Origin of the sequence: Blautia sp. SC05B48 (assembly GCF_005848555.1) — a bacterium.
Classification (GTDB): Bacteria; Bacillota; Clostridia; order Lachnospirales; family Lachnospiraceae; genus Blautia_A.
Map to the genome: position 1 here is coordinate 1,920,140 of NZ_CP040518.1, position 23,377 is coordinate 1,943,516.

Sequence of the window (23,377 nt, forward strand, 5' to 3'; positions counted from 1 at the left end):
CCTTTATATTTCCAGCAGATTTTCCAGAGAAAAAATTGATTCCCAATCAAGAAGTTCTTCCATTTTATTAAGATTCTGGTCAGAGTGTTCCAGCTCCCTGGAAAAACGGTAACAGATTGAGACCAGATCTGGAAAGGAAAACTGCTTTTGCTGCAAAAGCCAGGTTCCCATTGCCAGCTCGTGGATCATGAAGGTGCAGATAACTGCCATTTTTACTTTGGCGAAGATCTGTTCATCATATACGGCCCCGCAGAAATACGTGTAGATCCAATAGAGCAGGAGCTGTTCTTCCTGAATCTTCCAGTCCGGATAAAAGGTTTCGAATTCAAGACAGACATCCTGGTATTGTTGTTCGGTATCACAGGCGGTATATAACGGGGTTAAGGTTTCCAAGAGGTAATCATGCCAGCCAGAGCGGAGAACTTCCATTTGAGGAATGATGGTTTTCCATATGTTTTTTCGCAGGTCAGCAGAAGGCTTTTTGGCAGTGATCCACTTGTGGAGTTTTTTCTGGAAGGAATCTCCGAAAGCAGAATTTTGATGACGACTGCGGATCGTTTCCCATTGAAACAATTTGTTCCGGTCCAGACAGAGCTGAAAATCATGGCCGCAGGCCAGAAGCTTCCGGCGGCGTAACGCACAGGGAACGGAACGGTCCTGGATCACGGAGAAGAGATAGTCTCTGGTGTCCATCAGCGCGGTGAAAAGGAAATAGTCGAAGTCGTCATAAGTCTCTTCTGGAGTTTCCTTTTCCACAGTCCGGAATGTGATTTTTTCTTTGTGGCTGAGAAAGATTCTGGCGGCTTCCGGGCAGGAAAGAGACAGAGACAATTCCCGAAGTCCCTCAAATTCTTCGATATGCCTCGGGTATTTACGGCAGGTATCGCAGAGCATATCTTTGCCCGCTTCGCTGTAGATATCACAGAGATTATCTTCGTTCAGAAATGCACAGCGTTTTTGATAATGACGGAAAGAATGTTCCTTCCAGTCGATGTCATTCAGAAGGCGGTTGCGAAAAGCTCCTTTGCAGTGGCGGTATTTTTTGAGACTGTTTTGATCGATCATGATCTGCCAGCCGGCACAGCAGGTATCCGGACAGCTGCCTGCGATGCAGGAAAATTCATTACAAAAAGTAGGTTTCGTGATTTGCATAATAGTTCTCCCGAAGGTTGTAAATTTTACCTGGAATTATAGCACTGCATAAAAGAAACTACAACAGAAATGAAGCGTGATATCCTGACAGTGTTAAGAATGAGAACTGGAAATTGTCATGTAATCTGATAAGCTTTTCAAGTTAATTAATGTGGGCTAACTGTGTATAGTAAAGTAAGGAATCAAAGAAGCGAGCTTATCATGCCAGATCAGAAAATTGACAATCTTTTAAATCTAGCCCTGGATGCTACAGAAGAGGAACGCCAGAAATCCGGAAATCTGAACACAGGATATGATCCTGCTGGGAAAACCTGGGATGTGATCGTGAAATACACAGGCAGGGAGGAGGAGCTTTCCGGAGAGGGAATACAGGCAGTTCCGCTTCTGGGAAACTATGCAGTTGTTACTTTTCCGGAGCGTGAGATCGACAGCTATTCTGACCGAGAAAATGTGATCTTTATGGAAAAACCAAAACAACTTTATTTTGAAGTGTTTCAGGGAAAAACAGCCAGCTGCATCCAGGCGGTACAGACCGGAGCGGAAGGGTTGACCGGAGAAGGAATCCTTATGGGAATCGTGGATTCCGGTGTTGATTATTTCCACCCTGATTTTCGAAATGAGGATGGAAGCAGCCGGATCCTGTATCTATGGGATCAGGGAATTCCGGGAAAACCACCGGCAGGATATGGGGCAGGAACAGAATATACGAAAGAAGAAATTGATGAGGCGCTTGCACTTGGAGAAAACCAGGGCAGACGCCTTGTTCCGTCTGTGGATATCAGCGGACACGGGACTGCTGTGCTTGGAATCGCAGCCGGAAACGGAAGGGCTTCCGGTGGTGTGAACAGAGGCGTTGCCTATGAAAGTGATCTCCTGGTTGTGAAAATGGGAATTCCAAAGGAGAATTCTTTTCCCAGGACAACGGAACTGATCCAGGGAATCGACTATCTGATGAGGAAGGCGCTGGAACTAAATCGGCCGTTGGTGATCAATCTGAGTTTTGGGAATAATTATGGGTCTCATGAACCTTATAATTAAGGGAAAACATAAGAAAACACTGATATTTCCTGTGTTTTCAGGCAATTCAGTGTTTTACTCGGATTCATGTTTGGTTGTTGTTTGAGTCTTATAATACTCGGTCAGGATCATGTTAATCTGCTGGGAACGTGTACGATAGTTCGCTTTTGCATCCTTATCAATCTCAGCAACCAGTTCTTTGGACAAAGTAGTATAGACCTGAATATTGTTGGAACTGATAGCCATGTGGCACCTCCGATTCAATTTAATAGAATTATTCTATCATACTTCTTCGGGAGGGGCAATGTGAACTGAAAATTGAAGAATTATTGTTACTGTAAAATTGGAACGGTCGTAAAGAAAATCTATGAATAGAGAACGATAAGAAAGGTAGAACAGACAATGAAGAAAACAATTTTTGAAGAGATGGGCGGTACTTATATCAGACATGGGGATTATCTTATCCCTGCTCTTACCTTACCGAAGGAAGAAGAACAAAGGGTTGTCGGTGTATGGGGACAAAGACATTTGCGGTATTTGAAGGAATACCGCAGATTGCTATATCTGAATATGCTTACAAGCGGCAGGCTGAATGGTTATTTGGCTGATATAGAAGAACAGGCACAGGAACGCTTTGAAAGACTTGTAGAACAGATGAAACAGGCACAAGGCATTACAGAACAGCTAAAGGTGGAAAATGTCTTGGAATGGATAGGAAGAATGAACAATATACAAGTATGTGCGAGGGAGATTGTGGATAAAGAGATAATTTATCAAGAATGAAATGTAAGATAAATAGTGTATAAAATGTAGCAGGGCATCATAAGATAAAATTGTAATTGCATTTTCCACATAGTTCGTGTAAAATGTAATTAGAAAAGCTGTGCATCAGCGGTGGGTTGACACCTAAAATCTGATACGTTTTCCGAACGAAGGTGTCGGAGGTTGGCAGGCAACGGAAAAACCTGATATTTTCCAGACGAAGGTGCTGGAGGTTGGCAGACAACGGAAAAATCAACCATGAGAAGGGAATGTTTAGTGCTGCGGCGTGAACATTCCCTTCTCTAAATTTTATGGGATAAGGATTAAGTTATGGACAAAAGACGTGCAATTCAGATTATGACAAAAGCGGCACAACTATATAAAGAACATCTTGAGGATCAGAAGGTTTTGTTCCTATATGGCTTACCGAAAGAGGTGAATAAGCAATTACAGGAAAGTAATAAGATTTTGTCATCTGTACAGGGATATGAAGTTGTTTTCCATAGATACAATTTTTTACATTTGACAGGAGTTCGATTGAATAAAAAAGAGACAGCTTCTGCAATTCATTTTTACCAGAAATGCCTGGATAAGCGATTAACAGAAAATGATTTTGTTTTTGCAAAAGATGGCTCTACGGGGCAAAAATTGGATATATTGGAACGTATGATGCTTATTAAGAAAAACGTAACAATGATAGGAGAATTTACAGATCGAGGACCGAAATTATATACAGAAAAAGCTGCCGGGAATATATGTGGTTGTATTGGCTTCGTAAAAGATAAAAATACGAAATTAAATGTACCGAACACATTGCTGAAAAAGGACATCAGAGATGTAACAGCACAGCCTACATATAAAGTATTTGCTGTAATATCAAAACACTATACAGATGAGAAATATACAAATCTTGTGAAGATGGACAAAAGTATTGATTTGAAAGAGTGTTGTTTCTCAGAAACAATAGAAAATATGATAGATAGAGAAAATCTATAATGAAATATAAAGAAACCATGCTACTGCTTTTTGTAACAGTATCATGGTTTTATTGTTTGTCGTCTATATTTTAAGTTGATTATTACTTTACAAAATTGGCAATGTTATAATTATCATTGATTTTAGAAGAAGGGAGTATCGAGGGAAATTAGTGGAACTGGTTTTGCAAGCATAGCGTTTGGATATCCAAACGCACTTTGGGAGCCCCCCAAACCCCATTTGTTGGCTTTACAAAGTAGGAATTTTTTGCTCAAGATAAAAAGAGAGTGCGTAAGCGGAAAGAAATCAAATTATGCTTACGCACTTTGTGCCTCACTTTTGCTCGGTGGTTAGCAGTTTGTGAATTATTGGGATGAAGCAATATAACTGTTTTGAGAAAACGGGATATTTTTTATATTAGTAGTTTAAACATTATAGTTCTGTGTTGTGCGATTTTTGCCTGGATTGAACAGGATGTTTTTTTTGCAATTCCTGTTTCCTCTGATATTCAAGTTCCCAGGTACGATGAGAGAAGCTATAGGGATCTTCCATATTGAGATCATCCACTTCATGGGTTGCGATATCACGATAGTGATAGTCATAATATTCACCAAAAGTACCTTTGAGCTGCTCAATCAGTTTCTCTCGGAAAGTAGGTCGTATCTGGATTCTGGCATCCAGTAATTCTGTATATTGCTCTGGTTTAGGCCGGAGTTTTTCCTCTTGGAAAGCGACAGCATCTTTTTCAAGCTGCTCTTTGAGAGCCATATCCTGAGAATCGAGAATATCCAGATTCTTATCCATCTGGTCGTATTTTCTGGAAAGGCTCGCCATATCTTTCTCTGTGGAGCATTCAGCCTGAAACAGCAGCTGTTCTTTGGCAGATTTCAGTTCCTCGATTTCTTCTGTTACGGTTGTAAGCTGCTGGTTTAACTTTATATGCTGGAAAGGATTTAGAATACTGGTTTTACTTTTTTGCACATTTAGTTCTTTCTTTTCAGTAACTTTCGCTTTGAGCTTTTTCTTAATGGTATCATATTTATTTAGGATAGGACGAAAATGCTGCATCCAGTCATGGATCACTTCTTTTTGCATTTCATTATGAAGTAAATGATATTGTGTAAAAATCATATGATTGCGGATTGCTTCTAATGTTTCTGCAATTACCGGAATAGATTTTTCGACAGCTTGAACCAATTTTTTTATCTGTGTTTTTAATTCCCGTAGTATTCTGTTATCCGCACGAACCCGACGGTTGATTTCACACCGGTCTGCTATCATGCCTTTCTTTTCCATATTCTGGGCAATGTAGCCTTCGTGGATGGTTGGCTGTTCAGTGATTCCCTGAGCTGCAAAACTGCGGTGATCAATGGCGGCATTTATCTGATTAAGGGCAAGCATTTTATTTACGGCATCTGCCCAGTTTGCTCTCCAGAGGCAGAGCTGTTCCTCACTGTTCCATTGTTCGGAAATCGGGTTTTGTCTGCCATACCGGGTGCTTTTTGGATGTTTGTCGATACGTTCATAACCTTTCTCCTGTGCTGCCGAGGGAGTCAGATATACTTTCTTTTTCCCAGCTTTATAACGATACTGTTTTTCCCAGCCCTCTTTCTGAGCATCCTTAAATTCAGAAGCAGTAAATCCCTTTTCCTCTCCATCTTTGATGCATAGATATTCTTTTTCGGTTTTATACTGCCATGTTCCGTTTTCGTTTAATGGACGGACAGTAAGTAGAATGTGTGCATGGGGATTGTGACCATCTGTATCGTGAATGGCGAAATCGGCACACATTCCCATATCTACAAAATTCTTTTGAATAAAATTCTGAAGAAGAGAAATATTGCTGTCTTTATCCAACTCAATAGGGAGTGCGACAACAAATTCTCTTGCCAGTCGGCTGTCTTTTGTTTTTTCAGCAGCTTCTACAGCATTCCAGAGTTGCTCCCGGTTTTTCCATTTAGGCGGAGCCATAGGGGGAAGCATTACTTCCTGATAGATCAGTCCATGTTTTCGGGTGTAGTCATGCTGGATGCCATCGTAATCATTGTATATGCGGCTACAGCTCATATAAGCAGATGCAGCGACAGCAGACCGCCCGGAACCACGGCTGACGACCTTGGCTTGCATATGATAAATTGCCATATCTGGCACCTCCTTTCGATGTTGCCTGCAACAGCGGATAGCCCTCGGCAGAGCGCACGAGCCCCGTAGGGGATACCACCGCCCGATTTATCGGGTGGTGAGTAAGTGCGCCCTTCGGGAGTAGAACTTGTGTATTTACATTCCTCTTAGCCGGAGCATCAGCTCCCGCTTTAGGGTATCTAAATCCATTTCTTTAATATGTGGAGCAATGCTTTCCAGAATCGCTCCTTCTTGAATCAATCTGCGTGTTCTGGCATTACGTTCCTTTTTACGGTTTCTTGCTTCGATTTCTTCCAGTCTGTGTTTTGCCTGTAAAAGCACTTTTTCTTCTGGTGTCATAATTCTTTTATTTGCCATATCTGGCACCTCCTTTTTATGCCCGTATCCGGGCGATTTAGTTTTAAAATCTTGTGGTTTAGTACTATAGTTTTAGATAACTGACAGTGGCATGTCTCTGGTGATAAATAAGAAAAGAAAGTAGTACTACTGTCAGTGAAAAATAGTTATTGTGCGATGCTGCTTTGTTTCAACTCTGGTTTGAAGTGTGATTATCTAACAGAATTTTTTTCGTTTTTTTTAAATTAGCTGTTGCATTGTCCTGACGGATATTCCGGTTATTGATACGGATGGGAACACATCTCTCCAGAATCCGGTCATAAATTCGCTTGTGTGCGATATCAGCGGCGTTATTCAGCTCTGATAAAGTGAGATTGGTTGTTATGATCAGGGGCTTTTTACTGCGGTAACGGCTGTCAATCACATTGAATACCTGTTCCAGTGCAAAGTCAGAGTTCCGTTCAATTCCGAGGTCATCAATGATCAGAAGGCTGTAGCGGTTTAAGCTGTGGATGAACTGATTCCTGTCTTCAAAATGCATTCCGGTAAGGGTATTCAGAATCCGGGAAAAGTTGGTCATCAGTACCGGGACGCCTTTTTCCAGAAGGGCATTGGCAATGCAGCCTGCAAAGAAAGATTTTCCAGTACCGACATCGCCCCAGATGAGAAGTCCGGAAGCGTTTGCTTTCATCTCTTCCCAGTTACTTACATAATTGTGTGCAAGTTTCATTTCCGGATTGCTGCCGTTATCTTTGGCAAAGGTGTAGTCATAAAGTGATTTGTCCTGTAAGCCGCTGGTTTTGAGATGCTCTATTTCCATTTGCTTTTCATGAAGTTTTCTCTGGGCTTCCTCCTGTTCAAAGATCTCCTGCTGGCACTTACAGCGGATGGAAGGAATAAGAACCTTTCCCTGTAATTCATGCCTGCACTGTCTTGGCGTATTGCATTTGGAACAGTAGATCAGGTGATTTGTTTCGTTAAAATATTCATCAGACTGAAGCTCTCTGTTTGGTGTGATAGCTGTTGGTTTTTCTGTAAATGTTGTCATAATGTTTCGTATTCCTCACTTTCATAATTTCGTTGCCGGGAAACAGGATGATCCTGTCTTGCCCAACGGATGATGGTAGCTGCATGGTTTTGGTATTGCTTTCCGGTAGAAGCCATATAACCGGATAAGCGTTCCATATAGTCCTGCCAGTCAGGGATTGTCTGCCGGATATTTTCCAGCTCCGTCTCTGACAGAAAAACATTTTGAAATGTTCCATAGGGTGAGCGTGGCTCTTTACTCCCTCTTATTGTTAAATGGTTCTTTTTTATCTCTTTCTTATTACTGGACAGTTTTCTGTCTGTATCAGGGAAAGAATCCTGTCTGTCAATAGGACAGTTTTCTGTCTGTCTTGAGGAAAGAATTCTGTCTGTATTGCTGAGGGTTTCTTTCGGGATTTTTACATAGATCCGATTAGGGTGTCCGGGTCCCTGCCGTTTTCGGAAGATAAGCTCTTGTTTTTCCAGTACTGCCAGAGCAGTTTTCACCGTCATCTGGCTTTTGTGGAGAACTTCTGCCAGTGCTTCAATCGTAAAGTAGAGGAACACATGACCATTTGTATCTGACCAGCCCTCATTTTTCTGGGAAAGCCTTGCACGGTCGAGCAGGATCATATAAAGCATTTTGGCAGTTTCGTTTATTTCCATGTCCAGAAGAAAACGGGGAAACATCATATAAGATGGCAGGCTTGTGTCTGCTGTCAGAAAGTCCGTCATGTGTTCACCTCCAATCACAATGGTTTATTCTCCAAGAAAATCCCAGTCTATATCACGATCCGGCTGTTCTTTTTCAGGAGCTGGAAAGGGCATCCTGATGGGGGATTCCCTTTCCAACATGCCTGCAGTCAGCCCGGACAGAAAAATCGGCAATGACTGTTTCAGGCTGTGTTCTACTGCTTCTACAATCTGTTTCACAAAAAGTTCTTCCCGTTCCCTTGTTTCCAGATAGGGATCAGCCTGAGTGCGGTAGTAGCGGTCAAAATAATCGACCAGTGCAAGGGAGATTACCTGGCTGTAAGATTTAAAATTCTGTCTGTCCATCGTCTGTAAATATTCCCAGGCTCTCCGCTGCTGGTCTTTGTCCAGATTAAATCGCAGGTTTGTGTTGCGGATATGGTTCTGCATGGCTTATCCCCTCCTTTTCAGGCTCATATAAGCCAGAGATTCATAACCTTTGGCAGTGGCACAGATATCATCAAGGATGGTAACTCGTGATTTGTCATACGCTCCAAAGTTACGGATCAGGCATCCACCGCCTCCGACCACATACAGGCGCATCAGGCCAGGATTGTATTCATATTTGCGGAGCGTGGCAAAAATATCTGTGACATACTGTCTGGCAACAGCAGTAATACAATCCAGATAAGACGCTGAAATGTCAGCGGTTCCAAACCGCAGAATCTGCTCTACGGTAGATTCTTCAATCTTTACTCCGAAGTTGTCCAGAACAGCGTTTTTAGCGGCAATCATGCATTGGTTTACGCCAAACTTTTCTGTCCAGCACCGGCTTTCCTGTGCTTTCTTATTATTGATATACAGAATGTTCATGGTTCCGTTGCCGATATCTGCAAGAAGATTTGTCCCCTTGAAATCTCCAAGTCGGTTTACGATAGCCGGATATCCCTGCGGGTAAAGGCTGCATCCCACAAAACGGAGATGATACTCTTTGCTGTTAAATCGGTAATGGACTTCTGGATTCTGGAGCAGATAGGAACGGAAATCTTCTCTCTGGTTTCTGATCCATGTCAGAGGAAGCCCGGCAGCCAGATGAACGTCTGCTTCACGGATGGAAAAGACATTCAGTTCCCTTGCAATCGCCATGAGAGTTAGAAGATAATATTCTTCGTCCATAGCTTTATCTGGGATAAATTCTTTGTGTCCTTCGCCAATCCGGTAGTAAATGCCGTTATATTCCAGAATATTCCCGGTGAAGATGGGTTCTGTTTCATAGGCTTTGATTCCGGTTGGTGTGACGGTATTTGCTGTTTTCATGTTGCCGTAGCCGTGATCTACAGCAATGATTTTTGTGTTTCTGAGTTCTCGCATAAAAAACACCTCCATTTTCGTATTGATTAATTCAGCAGGCTGTACCGGTGTGGTACTGCTTTGCTGTGAGATAAGCATACGAAAGTTGGAGGAAAAAGACATTGAGGGAAAATTGAGTTGGAATTGAAAAATAGGATATAATTTTGTAAAATAGAGCAATTTCTTTAGTTTTTTATAGCCCTGCATTTTTTTGTTATAAACGTTCATTAAATGTTGACATGTTATTATATAAATGGTAAAATTGTACAATAAAATGTGGAAAGTTGGATGGAATTTATTGAATTATAATAAAACTAATCGTACTTAACTGGCGGCTTATGTATTTGTAGAACTTAGAATAATAGAAAATTTAAAATATTATCAATTTTTACAGCTGTTGCAATGCTTTCAGTAGGAACAACAGTTTTTGCAAGTCCTTAACTGTTGTTTGATAAGGAGTGTAGTTTTATACAAATAGTGATATTATTGCAAAAAACTAGGATTTTATAAAAATAAAAAAATCAAGTCTATAGCTGTTTGAAGTGAGGAGAAAAGCGTATGAGAAATGTGTTGGCAACGGACATAAAAAACAATATTCGAAGCATTCGCTTTATTTTGGGGATTTTTCTAATCGTTTCGGCTACCCTGATGTCTGAGCATGAGATGTTGCAGAAGATCATAAATGCAGGCGGATCTGCAGAAGGACCAGGCTGGTTCGTAGCATACACCTATTGTATGAACAGCGTTAATATGCTTCTGTTTGTTCCCATTGCTGTTGCTTTTGCGGGTGGAGAGAATACGGAGGCTGAGCTGCACAGTCGTTTTTTTCTGTTCAGTTATATCCGTTCAGGGAGAAAACAGTATCTCGTAGGAAAAGCAGCAGGATTGTTGGTCTCCGGAGGTTTGACAGCTTTTTTAGCCATGGTGTTCCTTCTTGTAATCTGTATACTGAGGTTCGGTCAGTATCCTTCTCTGATTGACGGAAATTATGAGATGGCAGTGCTTGTGGGCAGAACGGCGGTAAGCTTTCTGAGATTGTTTTTAAATGGCGCTTTTTGGGCGCTAATTGGCGGTACGTCGGCTGTCATAACAAAAAATCGCTATATGTCCTATGCCGTTCCTTTTATTCTTTATTATGTCCTGACCGTATTTCAGGAGCGTTACTATCAAAAAGCATTCTTTCTGAGTCCCCGCTATTGGGCGGCGTCTATTTACTACAATGATATCTTCTGCATTGCTATATTAGCGGTTGGAAGTTTTTTAACGGCACTGATCTTTATGTGCGCAATAGAAAGAAGGTTGCGGTATGCGTGATATTAAACAGGCTTTTTGGATTGCAGGCCAGAATTTCTATGGATGGAAAAAAAGTCCGAGGATCTGGATGACCTTTATTTTGGCAGCTATATTATGTCTGATGCTGTCGGATCAGATTATTTCCCATGCGATAAAATATGAGACAATCCTTCAGGTATTCGAGCCGTTTATTTGGACATATGGGGATGCATCCTCTGTTATGCTGTCCTCCCTGCTTTTAATCCTGCTCTTTGCGGACATGCCATTTATCAGTCAGGCAACTCCGTATTGGCTTGTACGCACAAAACGGAAGATATGGCTTGCGGGTCAGATTATCTATGTGATCCTGGCGACTGTGATCTATAATATTTTTTTGGCTGTGATGCTTGGAATTATGGGAGCTCCCTTTTCCTTTACGGGAAATGTGTGGAGCGAAACAGCGGCAATGTTGGGCTATGGCGGTGGGGAGAGCATAACCGTTCCTGTTTCCATAAAAACAATGGAAAGCTCAACTCCTTATATGTGCGCAGCAATAGTGTTTGGACTTGTACTTTTATATACTCTTTTTATCGCAGTTCTCATGTTGTTTTTAAATCTGGCTGCGGGAAATATGGCAGGGGTGATCGGTGCTTTTGCAGTCAGTCTGTATGGGCTCCTGCTGAACCCAGATGTTTTCCGGAAACTGTTTCATTTTACAGAAAGTCAGGAATATAGGGCGAACGTGTTCTGCGGCTGGCTGTCTCCGTTGAACCAAGCTACCTTTCCCATGCACAGCTTTGGTTATGATTACCTGCCAGGGATCGGGATGAGCATGTTCATATTTGCAATATTAATCATAGCGCTGATCGGCTTGTCAGCCGTCCGAATTAAGGGCTATAATTTCTCTTTTACGCAGACAAACGAATAAATGGAGGGCAAAATGGAATATGCAATCAGGTTGAAGGGACTGACAAAATCCTTTCAAAAAGAAAAAGTATTAAAGAACATTACCCATGATTTTGAAAAAGGGAAGATTCATGGGATTATGGGGTTTAACGGTTCAGGGAAAACCGTAATGTTTAAATGCATCTGTGGATTTTTACAACCTGAGAGCGGCACAGTGCTCGTAGGGGGAAAACAGATCGGGAAGGAGCTGGACTTTCCAGATTCCGTAGGCATTATCATTGAAAACCCTGGCTTCTTTCTGGATCTCAGCGGTTTTGCGAATTTAAAGAGACTGGCGTCTCTGAAACACCGTATTTCCGATGACGATGTGAGGGCGACGATGCGTGCCCTAGGGCTTGATCCTCTGTCTAAAAAGAAGGTAGGACAGTATTCTCTTGGAATGCGTGAACGTCTTGGTATCGCACAGGCAATCATGGAAGATCCGGAGCTTTTGATATTGGACGAGCCTTTTAATGGTCTGGACAAGCAGGGGGCAGGAGAGGTCTGCGAGCTTTTGCGGGGATTAAAGGAACGAGGGAAGACTATTCTTATCGCAGCACATAACATGCTGGAGATCGAATGGCTCTGCGATACGATCTGTGAGATGGATGCAGGTGTCCTGACGCAGATAAAATAAAAATACGGGGGAAAGAATATGGGAAAGGTATTAATTAAATGCATTCAAACACCAATGCAGAAATATTTTTATGATCGTTCTTTGGATTACTAGTACATAGAACAGACTGCCTTATACATTAAAATAAATAAGGTAGTCTGTTTCTAAAAAATATACGAAAACGTTAATAGTGTCAGGAAGGTATTTATAAGTTAAAGAGTTTATAATTGAAGTTTCGTGAAAAAGCGACAATTCTATAAGATATATGGAGGAAAAATGAAAAAAAGTGTTCTAGCAATTATGGTAGGTGCGTTGTGTATTATTCTTTCCAGCTGTCAGGAAACACCAGAGGAGAGTTCGGTAGTCAGCAAAGTGGATGGGATTAGCGAGGCGGCTGTCTGTGAACCTCTTAAAAAAGGAGAAAAGAGAGAGACAAATGTTCCAACGCATTGGAAATTTGAAGAAAAGAAAAGCAACGACCGTGTGGTTATCCAGGCAGATATTAAGTTGGGCGAACAAAGCATTGGCAATCTTCCAGTCATAGAGATGCAAAATCACGAGTTAACGCAGGAAGAACTGAATGGATTGATTGATTATTTTACGGACGGTGAGGAACTATATATGCCACAGATGGTGACAAAGGATGCGTATCAGGAAGTGTTAGACAGGATTTCCAGCAAGGAAGGAAGTTACTTGCAATCAGCATATTCTACATCGATTGCAGGGATTCAAAACGCAACCCGAGAGGGGATGGAGCTTGCACCGGATGAAGCGTCTGCACCGGAAAAGATGGAGATAAAATTTCAAAAAAAAACAGAGGATCACGGTGTGGAAGCGGCACGGAGTTGGATGAGTACTGAATTGGAAAACACAGATACAGAGGATTATTTTACTGCAGATGTGGGCGAGGACAGGAAGGCATATATAGAAGCAGAGCGGTATAATCAGGAAATTGACAATGACAGTAGTTTTCTCTGGATGGAGGGTTCTAATTTTATAGAAGAAGAAACAATAGAAACTGAGGAAATGCAGAGTGAGTATTACAGTAGCTTTGGCATGGATACCAACGGCTATACAGAGAAATTTCATGAACTGGCAGATGCGTATCGAAAGTGCATGGACAAGATCACCTTTACAGAGGAAGATGGAAAGGAACAGGCAGAACAAGTTTTAGAGGATTTAGGTATCGATGGAATGGGCCTTGTAGATTCTGATCGTACCGTGTGGTTCCCGAATGGCGCATGTTCAGAGCGCAATGGTCTGGGACTTGGTAGTGATGCTTTGTGGCAGGGAGATCTGGATAGAGGATTACCGGGATATCTGTATTGTTTTTCGAAAAGTGTAGAGGGTATTACTTCAGTTCCTGATGGCGTGGTTGCGGAAGAAACAGTGGATAGTTATGTGCCTCCGTTCCAGGTAGAAACAATCTCTATTCTGATAACAGAGGAAGGAATTAAATATTTTAAATGGGATGGGATATCGGAAGAAGTCTGTACGGTGACGGAAAATACAAAGCTTCTGCCTTTTGAAAAAATACAGGCAAAGCTGACAGATCAGATTTTTTATTGGTATTCCGGAAAAGGCCAGTCTGCCAACGACACTACCGCACTGGAGTATGATGTGGTAAACGCAAAATTGCAGTATACTTATACCACAGCCTATCAGGAGCCGAAACACGCATGGTTGGTTCCAGCATGGATTTTTACTGTCAGGGAAAGTATTGGTGGAAATTCTCTACAGGAGCTTTCTTATGTGATCAATGCTTATGATGGCAGTGTGATTGGAGAAGCATATTAGGGTTCAGCGACACTTGAATTTTTATTGACCATAGAATTACAAGGTTTATCATGAGAATAATAAATATGCGATATTTGGCTTGGATATATAACAGGTAAGAATAGGAATAGTGCAAATGATTAAGCTCGCATTGATTGATAACGGTATACCTTATCATATGAGAAATAACAGGAATCAAAGGATTGTTCATAAATCTTTTTTGGCTTCTAAATGCGATCCAAGTGAGTATAAAGACGATAAATCATTCCATGGCGCTGTATGCGTCGGAATTATCACAAGCATATGTAGTGATATAGAATTATGGGACTTGAATGTGACTGACTCTGCAGGAACAACACAGATCACAGTTTTGCTGGAAGCTTTGGAATGGTGTATTCAAAATAAAATAAAGTTAATTCACATGAGTCTTGGAACAATCAATTATTTTGATATTAAACCCTTATGGATTCAAATAAAAAGATTACTTGATGCTGATGCGATTATAGTAGCAGCATATCATAACAGAAATATAAAGACTTATCCAGCTGCATATCCAGGTGTTTTTGGTGTCAGGCAGGATCGTTATGGTCTTTTGGGAAATGGTCAAATTCTGTTTCAAGAACAAAAAGGTTATAATATTGAGAATTCTATTATAGCAAATTTTTCGTGGAATGGGATCGTAAATCAAGCCAATAGTTATGCGGCTCCTGTTGTCACTGGACATATTGCTACATATTTAAACAGAAAGCCCACAGCAGGATTTGATGATGTTATGGACTTTTTGATGACTATAGCAACGCATAAATCTGATTATCCGGATATACTAGAAAATGTAATAAGGGATAAAACCAATATAGAGATACCGGTAATTGCCGGTATTGATTTAGATTACGAGGAAATGATACAGCTAAAAGTGATGTTTAGTCAGAACGGTTATTACGCAATAAATCTGCAGAAAAATCCTTTAGATGAAAATGTAATTCCTTTAGAATATTATGACGATTCCAATGAGTCATTGAACGATATCCTTTATACAGTATATATAGCTTATGAACCTGATATTATTCTTTTGAATCAAGAGGAAGAAATATTTGAAAGTAGTAAGGCATCAGATATAGATATGTATATTGTGCGTAAAAATAATATGTATGAATTGTATGCAGAAGATCGAATAGGAATCACTTACAATATAGAGGATATATATGAGCTTGTTTGTCAATATTTTGCTTAACGAATAGTGAGGATGGCAATTGGATATGAGAGAAAATGGGAAAACATGGTATCGAATTTGTAAAATGTTGTGTGAATATAAAAAGTATTTTCCAGGGATTATCTGTTGCCTTTTGGGTTCATCATTCATAACGTTTATACACCCACTGCTTATAAGACAAATAACAGATTGTGGTATATTGCAGAAAAACATGAAATACATTCTTTTATTTTCTGTTATATTAATAATAATTTCTTTAACCCAGCAAGAGTTAAATATAATCCAAACAAAATTATTTTCAAATGTACATAATCAGTTTACACATTCTCTCTATAAAAAGACTTACTGGAAAATCAATAGGATGAAAATACAGTATTTTGCTGAAAGAGGAAGTGCAGAGATTATAAATACAATTGGTATGGATATTGATAATGTGTCATCTGTTGTGGATCAGATTACTCAGTTTTCTATATCATCAATTCTCCAAATAATAGGAGGAGTAGTTGGGCTGTCCTTATTAGACTGGAAATTAGCAATATTGATAGAAGCAATTATTCCACTGAAATTTATAATAGTGTCCTATTGTGCAAACAAGAAACGGGAAGTGTTTGAACAGTGGATTGAGGATAAACGAAAGTTTATGAGTTGGTTTGCCGAGTGTATAAATGGAATTCATGAAATGAAGCTCTGGAATCTGTTTCAGGTAAAAAAATCTCAATTTGAAGGTCTGCAAAAAGATTTGATGGATTCATATAAAAAGAACGCAATGCTAGATGAATATAGTACTGTCAGTGTTGTAGTAATAGACACGGTTGTAAATGCGTTATTATATATATTAAGTGGGCTTTTTATAATAAAAGGAGAATTCACTATAGGCGGAGCATTTGCTTTTATTACATATAGTGCATATGTTGTAAATCCAATTTCAGCATTGATAAACATTAAATATTATTTTGCGCAAATTGAGCCATCGGCAAAACGTCTTTTTGAGTTATGGGGACAACCGGAAGAATTGGAAATGAAATTATGTGAAATGAAACCTGAGAAAATTTATCAAGATAGGGATATGGTTTTTGAAGTAAAAAATCTTGTCTTTGGTTATGAACCAGGACACCCTATTTTAAATGGTATTTCACTATGTGTAAAAAAAGGGGAACGAATTGCGATCGTAGGAGAAAATGGAAGTGGCAAATCAACACTTTTGAACCTTTTGGCGGGATTCTACCGGCCACAAAAAGGAATAATAAAATTGTATGGAGCTCCTGTGGAATTGATGGATATACAAGATATGAGAAATAGAATTGCGGTTATAAGCCAAAGGCCATATCTATTCCAAGGGACTATAGAGGAGAATGTTAATATCGATGGAAAGGCGTCAAGAGATGCAGTTGTTGAAGCATGTAGAAAAAGTGGTGCTTTAGGTTTTATTGAAAAATTGGATCATGGATTTGGACAAAAAATTGGACAAGATGGTGCAAAACTTTCTGGAGGAGAAAGACAAAAGATAGCTGTAGCTAGGGCTCTGCTGAAAAATGCAGACATTTTACTTATGGATGAGGCTACAGAAGGATTTGATGTTGAATCAAATGAAGCTTTACGTGAGTTATTACATAGTGAATTAAAAAATAAGACTATCGTTTTTATTACGCATAAGTATAAAGAACTGGAAAGTGTTGATAAAGTATATCGCCTTTCAAAAGGAATTTTAGAATTGGTGCGGAGTTAGAGATATAAATTTCTAATAGAACTGAGCCACTATGCATTTGACATATTGTATCAAACAGTAGGTTGATGACGAGATGATTGTAATGTATCGCAGATTGAACAAGCAGAGGAGCATATTTACAAGTTCTCAGGCATTGATGAAGGCAATATACCTAGACTATAAAAAATTTGAGATAGGAGGAGCGAAAAGTGTCAAAAAAAGAAAAGTGATCCTTATGTAAACGCTCCATGTCTAAGAAAAAATGGAAATGGACAAGCGCCTAGTCTTGGAGTGTATCTCAAAACTAGGCGTTTACATTATTGAGGCAATATATTTTACAAGTGTTTGTAGGAACCGTTAGTGCTTGGTGAGAAGAATACTTTTTGCCAGAGCAATTCCAGCTTGTGGATACAATTCTTGAATTGCTTGATATTTTTCTTCAATCAATTCGGGTTCGTCTGCCCATATATCCTCATAAATTTTCAAGGCTTTTTTAAAATGGGTTTTCGCTTGCGAAATATTTGCAGTGATCAGGCAGATACTTCCAAGGGATTCCTGTACCTGGGCATAATCCAAACAGTGGTTTGAATTATATTCTTTGATAATCTGTGCTAATTTCTGAAGAGCAGACAGGGCAAGGTCAGGTTCTTGTATTTCAATTAAGAGGACAGCATAATTATTAATCTGAGGAATACTGTCATTAGTATAAAGAAGCTGGTATTGTTGTAAAAGAGAGATACCCATTTTCATGTGCCTTTTAGCGAGATCAAGTTGTCCGTTGATTCGGTAAAGCCCTCCAAGATTGGAATGGAGGTTGGAAACCAGGTGGGCATTTTCTTTTGTGGTTTCTTTTATTTGAGCAAGTGCTTCTTTTTCTAATTTTATCGCTTTTTCTGTTTTGGGTTCCAGAGTTGCCTGATAATCCAATAGTAAGGCACGGTCAGATGCAGTCCCGTAAGTATTTGCTTTTATAAAATGCTGTAGTTCCTGGATGATTTTTTTCATACCCTTTTGATAGTGGTACTTCTCCATATATGGAAAAACATCTTCTAAAAATAACAGGTATTGGGGAATATCGTCCTTTTCAATGAAAAGCATGATGTTTTCTACTGTTTGAAATAATTTTTTATAATAGCTAACTTCAATGCCATGCATCAAACATATTTTTTGCAGAGAATCCAATAACGTGTGGCAGCTTGTAACAGAAGGTGCGGTCTCGGAAACTGCAATTTCCTGAATCATTGGATGCAGAGAAATAGTATGCCGGAGACTTGACTGTACAAAACCTGTCTCGATCAGATCATTCACGTCATTTAAAGTAGGCAGCTCCAGCCATTTGGAAAATATACGGGCAGAAATACCAGATGAAGGCATAAAACACATATTGCACATAATATCCTGCTGTTTCCGTGATAAGGAGTATAACGAAAACAGGGTATGGATATGGTTGTAATAGGTGGCTTTTTTGCTCTGACCATCTTTCATTACTTTAATCTTATCTTCATTATGAAGAGAAGCCTTTTCCTCTTGAAGTTTTATCAATAATTGCTCTGGAGTTAAAATTCCATTTTCCAGAAGTTTGGCTGCCAGTTCGACAGCAAAAGTATGGTAGTGTACAGTTTCTATGATTTTTTCTACGATTGCCCGGTTTTCCTCTGCTTCTGAATAAAATACAGATGTCAGTTGAAAAAGAGTGGGTATATCTTTCAGTTCTTTTAATTGAAAACTACAGTATTCAGACAGTTGGCTTCTGGTTGTAAATAAAACCCGGCAACGGTATTTTAATACGACTGACAGGCAACTGTCCTGTGTGGATGTGACATTAAAATTGTCTATGATCAGCAGTGTATCAGATTTCAAAGAGCGTAAGAAACGGTTATGTCTTTGAAAACGTTCCTGCTCACTGATTTCTGGTGGATCATCAATAAAATCCATGTCTACAATATCTTGATATAGATTACCGGTGTATTCCATATAGAGAATATTGGTGTACTGTTTTCTGTATTGCTTTGCATAGGCTTTAGCAAGCTCGCTTTTTCCAATTCCGGCAATTCCATAAAGAAATATATGTCGGTTCTCTTCAAACAAAGTATGGAGTTCATCCAGTTCTTCTTCTCTTCCTAGAAAATGACGGCATGGTTTTGGGACTTCGCTGTCCATAATGTAATCCAGAACAATCGGAGATAGAACACCTCCTGCAATCAGTTTTTGATTTCTTGTATCACGTTTAATAAATTGCCGTTCCATACCAAAAGAAAGTACTTTTGCTAAAAACAACAGCCTTGAATCAGAAGGTTTATATAGAGATACAAGTTCCTGCTTTTTTGTATCCGAAATCGTATCGTCCTGTATGAATAACGTGTAAATGTCCTGTATAACCATGTTGCAGTCTGCCATTAAGGGAAGTAAGTTCCGCTGAATGGTTGTTGCCAGTTTTTTCTGATTGCTGGGTTTTGCATAATATGAGGTTATTTTGGGACTGATTTTTGCTTGTCCGGTTATCCAGCGGCAAATTAGACCATTATCCATAGAAAAATCTTCATTTATCGGATCATTCATAAAATCTTCAAATAATTCGTATAAAAAATCAGGTTGGTTCATCTGATTGCTTTCACTGATTTGATTTTTTAGGCATGTGCTAATAGAAGAAAAATCACATCGTTCCAACAGAAATCCCTCCTTTGGTTTTCGTGTTTTATATTCTTAAAGTCTTTTTATTATAACACGAACAAATGTTCCGGACAATAGGAATTGATACTGTATAGGAAGAAAATGAATCTTAAAAACTCAATCTGCGGTCAATTTCAATTCAATGTGATTGGTGCAGAATAATTTTAGAATGTAATCAGGCTTTCGAAAGCCGAATTCAATTCATACAGAACTTTTGTACAATCCTGCCGGCATAGGATGTAGAGAGAACTGTATGCTGAAGGAGGCATATAGCATGAATACGTTATTTGATTCTGTAGAAGTTCTGGATACAAAAAAAGAAATCCAAAAAGAGAATGTAAGCTATGAACATGCAGGATATCAGATTCGAGTGCATTTTAATGGGGAAAAGACATTGATCCAGTGCATTCAGAATCTTACTGAACGAAAAATTGCAGGTTGATTTTCTTAAGTTCTTGTTGTAAAATAAAGACAATTAAAGACAATGACTACGCAAGACCGATGAAAAGAGGGATAGAATGTATCAGGCAGGAATTTATTGCCGAATTTCCATTGAAGAGCAAAATAAAGAGGGTGAATACAGCAATAGTATTCACTCTCAGATTCAGATGGCAAGAGATTATATTGCAGAGAATAAAGATATTGCAGAGAAAAAAGTTTATGTAGACGATGGGGCTTCTGGAAGTAATTTTGAAAGAACTGAATTTCGGAGGATGCTGGCAGATATTGAGCTTGGTGTTATCAATATGGTGATTTTTAAGGACGTATCTCGACTTGGAAGAGAACATATTGATACCAACTATTATCTAGGCAAATATTTCCCGGAGAAACAGATTCGGATTGTTTCGATTCTGGATAATTATGATTCAGCCGTTGGAACTTATGATGAAATGTTAGAAATAAAAACTTTGCTGAATGATATGTATTTGAGAGATACATCCAGAAAGATTAAGACAACGATTCAGACCAAAAGAAGTATGGGCGAATATACTCCGAAACAGCCCCCCTTTGGATATGTGAAAAGTAAAACAATTCATAATCATCTGGAAATTGATCCTTATGCAGCCGAGGTTGTTCGAAGAATTTACAGAATGTATCAAAATGGATTTGGCTGTACGGTTATTTGCAGGACTTTGAATGAAGATGAAATCCCTTGTCCCGCAAAATATAAAAAGGAAGTTTTAAAAACCAATTATGTATGGGATTCGGGAAAAGGTCTGTGGACATCGTCTACTGTAAGTGGAATTTTAAAGAATCCGGTCTATACTGGGGCGGTTGTGATTCGGAAACATGAAAGACCGTCTTATAAGCTGAAATACAAAAAGGCAATTCCCCTGGAAGAAATGGAGCTGGTGCCGGATGCACATGAGGCAATCATTTCTAAAGAAGAGTTTGATAGGGTTCAGCAAATAAGAAAGGGGCGCAGAGTTTCCTATTTTGATAAAAACAATGAACCACATAAATATGTGGGACTGCTCTTTTGTGGGAAATGTAAAACAGCCATGCGAAAACGTTATCTGGCATCTCATAAAGACTATGACGGATATATGTGTGGTTTTCATCAGAAGCAGGGGCAGAATTACTGTGAGCTGAATCATATTACATTTGAAAAGCTGGATGAACTGGTTGTATTTGCAATCAACCAGCAATTGAAACAGATGAAGATGGATATGAATAATCTGGAAACTCAGATCAGACAGAAACAGCCGGAACTGGATGGTAAAATTGCAAAATTGCAGGCAAAAATAGAAAGAAATCTGGAATACCGGAAACGAGCATATGAACAGTTTATGGATGAAGTACTTTCCAAAGAGGAATATCTGGAATTAAAACAGATGTATGAAACAGAGAATCAGAAATATCAAAAAGAATTATCAGAACTGAACCATGAAGAGCAAAGGCAGCGGGCGGCGGTCAATGAAACAAAGATATGGTTGGAGCACTTTAATCGCAGAAGAATAACGGTAAAGCAGCTTACCAGAGAAGCGCTTGTGGAGTTAGTTGATAAAATTTATGTATATCCAGAGCAGAAAATAGATATATATTTTAAGTTTGCTTCAGTAGAGAGTTCACCAGATAGAATACTTGAGAAAGATGGGGTGATATGATGTATCAGATGGGTGTATATTGTCGTCTGTCGAAGGATGATGGAGAGAATAAAGTTAGTGAGAGTATTGAAAATCAGATGAAACTGATTCGTGAGTATGTGACTAAATCAGAGGATCTGGAAATCGCAGATATTTATATTGATGACGGTTATTCGGGGCTTTATTTTGCGAATAGACCGGAATTTCAGCGGATGATGGAGGATATCTACAAAGGGAAAATTCAAGGCGTTATTACGAAAGATATTTCCCGGCTTGGGCGTGAACATATTGAAACCAGTAACTATATTGAGCGTGTTTTTCCATCTTTGGGTGTGCGTTATATTGCAATTTTGGATGGCGTGGATTCTGTTCATCACAGTAATGAAGAATTGGCACAGTTTAAGACGTTGTTTAATGATATGTATAGTCGTGATATATCTAAGAAAATCAGAGGTGCATTGACCGCCCAGAAGAAACGGGGACAGTTTATGTCTGGGTTTGCCCCATATGGATATGTAAAAGATCCGGCAGATAAGCATCATTTTCTTGTAGATGAAGAAGCAGCTAAAGTGGTACGGAGAATCTTTTATATGAGTTTGGAAGGATATTCCAGGGATGGTATTGCAAAGAAACTGAATCAGGAAGGAATTCTGACACCGTCAGAGTATAAGAGAAAGGTGCAGGGATTGAAATATGCCAATGCATTAGAAAAAGCGGGTGCAAAGGGCTGGGCATATCCTACGATCAATGTAATTTTGCGAAACAGAGTTTATACAGGGGCTATGGTACAGCATAAATCAGAAAAGATATCCTATAAAGTGGAAAAGTATCAATATATTCCAGAGGAACAGCAGTATATTGTGGAAGGAATGCACGAAGCAATTATTAGCAAAGATACTTTTGAGCAGGTACAGGAACTTATGAAGAAAAGAACACGGACACCGGGATTTAATAGCGAAGTGAGAAAGGTAAATCCATACGCAGGAATTATTGTTTGTGGAGATTGCGGATATAATTTCCAGAGGGTTACTTGTCGGGACGGTTATGAGTGCGGTACCTATCACAAAAAAGGAAACACAGTTTGTTATTCTCATTTCATTAAAAAAGAAGTATTGGATTCTATTGTAAAAAATGAAATCCAAAGACAAGCGGAACTGGCACTGAAAGAAAGTGATAAGGATGAAATATTAAAAGTAGCAGATAGGAAGAAGGAGGTGCAGAGACGATGTGCAGAAGCAGACCAGCAGATTGAACGGTTACAAAAAGAACTTGCGGCTGTCCAAAAGTATAAAAAGAAAACTTACGAAAATTATGTAGATGGTGTTCTGGATAAAGAAGAATATCTCTCCTATAAGGCAGAATATGAAAAGCAGGATAAAGATATCAGGGCGAAGATTCAGTTGGCAGAACAAGAGAAAGACAGCTTTGGAGAGGCAGAAGAATCTTATGAAAACTGGATAGAGAAATTTATCAAGTATGGAACATTATCCGAAGTGACAAGAGAAATTGTGACAGAATTGATTGAAAAAATTGTTGTGAATGGAGATAAGAGCATTGATATTGTATTTAAGTATCAGTCGCCTTATCCGGTAGAAAAACAGGCAGTGTAAAGACTGCAAATTTTTTTACAGTAATTTTCCCCT

General features: G+C 39.3%; 21 protein-coding genes. 12 read left to right on the top strand and 9 right to left on the bottom strand.

Annotated elements, in window-relative coordinates:
• Window positions 1–3 precede the first annotated feature (3 nt).
• Window positions 4–1,152, bottom strand: a complete 1,149-nt coding sequence (gene fliB, locus EYS05_RS08820; protein WP_138277032.1) for a flagellin lysine-N-methylase — start codon at window positions 1,150–1,152, stop codon at window positions 4–6.
• Window positions 1,153–1,353: 201 nt separating this feature from the next.
• Between fliB and EYS05_RS08825 the strand changes: the two genes are divergently transcribed.
• Complete coding sequence (locus tag EYS05_RS08825) at window positions 1,354–2,190, top strand: S8 family serine peptidase (RefSeq protein WP_118512634.1); 837 nt, start codon at window positions 1,354–1,356, stop codon at window positions 2,188–2,190.
• A gap of 54 nt (window positions 2,191–2,244) precedes the next feature.
• Here EYS05_RS08825 and EYS05_RS17470 read toward each other — a convergent pair whose 3' ends face one another.
• Window positions 2,245–2,415 (bottom strand): hypothetical protein, encoded by a 171-nt coding sequence (locus EYS05_RS17470; RefSeq protein WP_005428285.1) that lies wholly within the window; start codon window positions 2,413–2,415, stop codon window positions 2,245–2,247.
• Window positions 2,416–2,571: 156 nt separating this feature from the next.
• On the opposite strand from EYS05_RS17470, the gene EYS05_RS08830 reads away from it, so the two are divergent.
• Together EYS05_RS08830 and EYS05_RS08835 are read left to right on the top strand one after the other, a co-directional pair.
• Complete coding sequence (locus EYS05_RS08830; protein WP_005428283.1) at window positions 2,572–2,952, top strand: TnpV protein; 381 nt, start codon at window positions 2,572–2,574, stop codon at window positions 2,950–2,952.
• Between the two features lie 309 nt (window positions 2,953–3,261).
• Window positions 3,262–3,927 carry a PBECR4 domain-containing protein gene (locus EYS05_RS08835; RefSeq protein ID WP_005428282.1) on the top strand — a complete coding sequence of 222 codons (666 nt, stop codon included), beginning with the start codon at window positions 3,262–3,264 and terminating at the stop codon, window positions 3,925–3,927.
• A gap of 411 nt (window positions 3,928–4,338) precedes the next feature.
• Here the strand turns inward: EYS05_RS08835 and mobQ are convergent, their stop codons facing one another.
• From mobQ to EYS05_RS08865, 6 genes are all read right to left on the bottom strand, one after another.
• A complete protein-coding gene (mobQ, locus tag EYS05_RS08840) occupies window positions 4,339–6,048 on the bottom strand; it encodes a MobQ family relaxase (RefSeq protein WP_023924145.1) in 1,710 nt (569 codons plus the stop codon).
• A 135-nt stretch (window positions 6,049–6,183) separates the two neighbouring features.
• Window positions 6,184–6,405: a hypothetical protein gene (locus tag EYS05_RS08845; RefSeq protein ID WP_005428277.1), complete on the bottom strand. Its 222-nt coding sequence runs from the start codon at window positions 6,403–6,405 to the stop codon at window positions 6,184–6,186.
• 169 nt (window positions 6,406–6,574) lie between these two features.
• The gene (locus EYS05_RS08850; protein WP_005428275.1) at window positions 6,575–7,432 is read right to left on the bottom strand and encodes an ATP-binding protein; all 858 of its coding nucleotides are present in this window, start codon (window positions 7,430–7,432) and stop codon (window positions 6,575–6,577) included.
• Window positions 7,429–8,145 (bottom strand): replication initiator protein A, encoded by a 717-nt coding sequence (locus tag EYS05_RS08855; protein ID WP_005428274.1) that lies wholly within the window; start codon window positions 8,143–8,145, stop codon window positions 7,429–7,431. The genes EYS05_RS08850 and EYS05_RS08855 overlap by 4 nt, the downstream gene beginning before the upstream one ends.
• Window positions 8,146–8,169: 24 nt before the next feature.
• A complete protein-coding gene (locus tag EYS05_RS08860) occupies window positions 8,170–8,553 on the bottom strand; it encodes a hypothetical protein (protein WP_005428271.1) in 384 nt (127 codons plus the stop codon).
• A 3-nt stretch (window positions 8,554–8,556) separates the two neighbouring features.
• Window positions 8,557–9,474 (bottom strand): ParM/StbA family protein, encoded by a 918-nt coding sequence (locus EYS05_RS08865; RefSeq protein ID WP_009245410.1) that lies wholly within the window; start codon window positions 9,472–9,474, stop codon window positions 8,557–8,559.
• A 537-nt stretch (window positions 9,475–10,011) separates the two neighbouring features.
• On the opposite strand from EYS05_RS08865, the gene EYS05_RS08870 reads away from it, so the two are divergent.
• The 6 genes from EYS05_RS08870 (at window position 10,012) to EYS05_RS08895 (ending at window position 16,998) form a co-directional block, all read left to right on the top strand.
• The gene (locus EYS05_RS08870) at window positions 10,012–10,767 is read left to right on the top strand and encodes a hypothetical protein (RefSeq protein WP_005428267.1); all 756 of its coding nucleotides are present in this window, start codon (window positions 10,012–10,014) and stop codon (window positions 10,765–10,767) included.
• A complete protein-coding gene (locus tag EYS05_RS08875) occupies window positions 10,760–11,653 on the top strand; it encodes a hypothetical protein (protein ID WP_005428264.1) in 894 nt (297 codons plus the stop codon). Before EYS05_RS08870 ends, EYS05_RS08875 begins: the two co-directional genes overlap by 8 nt.
• Before the next feature lie 12 nt (window positions 11,654–11,665).
• Complete coding sequence (locus EYS05_RS08880; protein ID WP_009245407.1) at window positions 11,666–12,307, top strand: ABC transporter ATP-binding protein; 642 nt, start codon at window positions 11,666–11,668, stop codon at window positions 12,305–12,307.
• Between the two features lie 255 nt (window positions 12,308–12,562).
• Window positions 12,563–14,083, top strand: a complete 1,521-nt coding sequence (locus tag EYS05_RS08885) for a DUF6034 family protein (RefSeq protein WP_005428257.1) — start codon at window positions 12,563–12,565, stop codon at window positions 14,081–14,083.
• A 115-nt stretch (window positions 14,084–14,198) separates the two neighbouring features.
• Window positions 14,199–15,293, top strand: coding sequence for a S8 family serine peptidase (locus tag EYS05_RS08890; protein WP_009245400.1), 1,095 nt, complete (start codon window positions 14,199–14,201; stop codon window positions 15,291–15,293).
• Window positions 15,294–15,318: 25 nt separating this feature from the next.
• Window positions 15,319–16,998 (top strand): ABC transporter ATP-binding protein, encoded by a 1,680-nt coding sequence (locus EYS05_RS08895; protein WP_005428253.1) that lies wholly within the window; start codon window positions 15,319–15,321, stop codon window positions 16,996–16,998.
• Window positions 16,999–17,334: 336 nt separating this feature from the next.
• Here EYS05_RS08895 and EYS05_RS08900 read toward each other — a convergent pair whose 3' ends face one another.
• Entirely contained in the window at window positions 17,335–19,578 is a 2,244-nt protein-coding gene (locus EYS05_RS08900) for a tetratricopeptide repeat protein (RefSeq protein ID WP_005428247.1), read from the bottom strand.
• Window positions 19,579–19,921: 343 nt separating this feature from the next.
• On the opposite strand from EYS05_RS08900, the gene EYS05_RS08905 reads away from it, so the two are divergent.
• The 3 genes from EYS05_RS08905 (at window position 19,922) to EYS05_RS08915 (ending at window position 23,344) form a co-directional block, all read left to right on the top strand.
• Window positions 19,922–20,089 carry a hypothetical protein gene (locus EYS05_RS08905; protein WP_009245398.1) on the top strand — a complete coding sequence of 56 codons (168 nt, stop codon included), beginning with the start codon at window positions 19,922–19,924 and terminating at the stop codon, window positions 20,087–20,089.
• 76 nt (window positions 20,090–20,165) lie between these two features.
• Window positions 20,166–21,755, top strand: a complete 1,590-nt coding sequence (locus tag EYS05_RS08910) for a recombinase family protein (RefSeq protein WP_110103791.1) — start codon at window positions 20,166–20,168, stop codon at window positions 21,753–21,755.
• On the top strand, window positions 21,752–23,344 hold the full coding sequence (locus EYS05_RS08915; protein WP_005428244.1) for a recombinase family protein: 1,593 nt from the start codon (window positions 21,752–21,754) through the stop codon (window positions 23,342–23,344). The genes EYS05_RS08910 and EYS05_RS08915 overlap by 4 nt, the downstream gene beginning before the upstream one ends.
• Window positions 23,345–23,377 lie beyond the last annotated feature (33 nt).

Coding starts and splice junctions, on each gene's coding strand:
- fliB (WP_138277032.1), bottom strand. CDS start 1,152: ATGCAAATCACGAAACCTACTTTTTGTAATGAATTTTCCTGCATCGCA.
- EYS05_RS08825 (WP_118512634.1), top strand. CDS start 1,354: ATGCCAGATCAGAAAATTGACAATCTTTTAAATCTAGCCCTGGATGCT.
- EYS05_RS17470 (WP_005428285.1), bottom strand. CDS start 2,415: ATGGCTATCAGTTCCAACAATATTCAGGTCTATACTACTTTGTCCAAA.
- EYS05_RS08830 (WP_005428283.1), top strand. CDS start 2,572: ATGAAGAAAACAATTTTTGAAGAGATGGGCGGTACTTATATCAGACAT.
- EYS05_RS08835 (WP_005428282.1), top strand. CDS start 3,262: ATGGACAAAAGACGTGCAATTCAGATTATGACAAAAGCGGCACAACTA.
- mobQ (WP_023924145.1), bottom strand. CDS start 6,048: ATGGCAATTTATCATATGCAAGCCAAGGTCGTCAGCCGTGGTTCCGGG.
- EYS05_RS08845 (WP_005428277.1), bottom strand. CDS start 6,405: ATGGCAAATAAAAGAATTATGACACCAGAAGAAAAAGTGCTTTTACAG.
- EYS05_RS08850 (WP_005428275.1), bottom strand. CDS start 7,432: ATGACAACATTTACAGAAAAACCAACAGCTATCACACCAAACAGAGAG.
- EYS05_RS08855 (WP_005428274.1), bottom strand. CDS start 8,145: ATGACGGACTTTCTGACAGCAGACACAAGCCTGCCATCTTATATGATG.
- EYS05_RS08860 (WP_005428271.1), bottom strand. CDS start 8,553: ATGCAGAACCATATCCGCAACACAAACCTGCGATTTAATCTGGACAAA.
- EYS05_RS08865 (WP_009245410.1), bottom strand. CDS start 9,474: ATGCGAGAACTCAGAAACACAAAAATCATTGCTGTAGATCACGGCTAC.
- EYS05_RS08870 (WP_005428267.1), top strand. CDS start 10,012: ATGAGAAATGTGTTGGCAACGGACATAAAAAACAATATTCGAAGCATT.
- EYS05_RS08875 (WP_005428264.1), top strand. CDS start 10,760: ATGCGTGATATTAAACAGGCTTTTTGGATTGCAGGCCAGAATTTCTAT.
- EYS05_RS08880 (WP_009245407.1), top strand. CDS start 11,666: ATGGAATATGCAATCAGGTTGAAGGGACTGACAAAATCCTTTCAAAAA.
- EYS05_RS08885 (WP_005428257.1), top strand. CDS start 12,563: ATGAAAAAAAGTGTTCTAGCAATTATGGTAGGTGCGTTGTGTATTATT.
- EYS05_RS08890 (WP_009245400.1), top strand. CDS start 14,199: ATGATTAAGCTCGCATTGATTGATAACGGTATACCTTATCATATGAGA.
- EYS05_RS08895 (WP_005428253.1), top strand. CDS start 15,319: ATGAGAGAAAATGGGAAAACATGGTATCGAATTTGTAAAATGTTGTGT.
- EYS05_RS08900 (WP_005428247.1), bottom strand. CDS start 19,578: ATGAACCAACCTGATTTTTTATACGAATTATTTGAAGATTTTATGAAT.
- EYS05_RS08905 (WP_009245398.1), top strand. CDS start 19,922: ATGAATACGTTATTTGATTCTGTAGAAGTTCTGGATACAAAAAAAGAA.
- EYS05_RS08910 (WP_110103791.1), top strand. CDS start 20,166: ATGTATCAGGCAGGAATTTATTGCCGAATTTCCATTGAAGAGCAAAAT.
- EYS05_RS08915 (WP_005428244.1), top strand. CDS start 21,752: ATGATGTATCAGATGGGTGTATATTGTCGTCTGTCGAAGGATGATGGA.